The organism is Pseudomonas putida (assembly GCF_030159595.1).
Lineage (GTDB): Bacteria > Pseudomonadota > Gammaproteobacteria > Pseudomonadales > Pseudomonadaceae > Aquipseudomonas > Aquipseudomonas putida_AC.
On record NZ_BSKJ01000029.1, the window covers coordinates 1 to 1220 of the forward strand.

Sequence of the window (1220 nt, forward strand, 5' to 3'; positions counted from 1 at the left end):
CCACCGTGCTCGCTCGCGGGTACGAACAGGCCTTGCTCGCCGTCGCCAAAGCTGGCGTCGAACTGGCCCAGGTAGTTGAAGGTGATGCGCGGCACCGGCAGCCCGGCCAGTGCCTCACGCGCCTGGGTGTCACCCAGGTAACGCAGCGCACCAAAGCCCAGCCCCTTGTCCGGGATCGCCCGCAGTTGTTCCTTGATGCCCTTGATCGAGCCGTCAAGGCTCGCCTGCGCCGTCAGTTTGACCGGGAACATGCTGGTGAACCAACCCACCGTGCGGGTCAGGTCAACGTCGTCGAACAGCGCCTCGCGCCCGTGGCCCTCCAGTTGCACCAGCACTTCGTCACGCCCGCTCCAGCGCGCGATGACCCGCGCCAGCGCGGTCAGCAGCAGGTCGTTGACCTGGGTGCGGTACGCCGCCGGCGCCTGCTGCAGCAATTGCCGCGTGCGCTTGGCGTCCAGCCGTGTCTGCGCCGTGCCCAGGTGAATGCCCTGCAGCGAACCGCCAGGGTTGTCGCACGGCAGCTCGGCGCTGGCACCTTGCAGTTCATCGCGCCAGTACCCCAGCTCCGCCTGCAACGCCGCGCTCTGCGCATGCCCCTGCAGGCGCTCGGCCCAGGCCTGGGTCGAGCTGGTCTTGGCGGGCAGGGCCTGGCCATCGTAGGCGCTTTGCAGGTCTTCCAGCAGAATCCGCCACGACACGCCGTCCACCACCAGGTGGTGAATCGCCAGCAGCAGGCGCTGGCTGCCGTCGGCCAAGGTCGCCAGCACCGCACGCAGCAGCACCCCGCTCTCCAGGTCGAGGCTGCGCTGCGCACGCTCGCACAGGGCCTGCAGCGCGTCGGCATCCGCCACCGCTTCGGCCCACAGCAACGTCGGCTGCTCGTTCAGGGCACCGAACTCGGCCTGCCAGTGGCCATCCGCCTGCTGGCGGTAGCGCAGCCGCAGGGCATCGTGGTGCCCGCGCAGGCTGTGCAGCGCGCGCGCCAGCCGATCGGCATCCAGTGCCTGGCCGGTCTTGAGCAGCAGCGACTGGTTCCAGTGGTGCCGTTCGGCAATCGCCTCGCCAAAGAAGTACTGGTGAATCGGCAGCAGCAACGCCTGGCCGGTGACCGGACCCTGGTCGATGCTCAGGCCGCCCTCGCCTTCGCTGGCCACCGTGGCCAGCCCTTGCACCGTCTGGTGCTGGAACAGCGCCTTGGGGGTGAAGTGGATACCGGCCTG

General features: G+C 69.3%; 1 protein-coding gene. It reads right to left on the reverse strand.

Annotation, left to right across the window (positions count from 1 at the left end):
- Window positions 1–1220: condensation domain-containing protein (locus QQL85_RS26410; protein WP_284368788.1), on the reverse strand; the 1220-nt coding region annotated here is incomplete at both ends.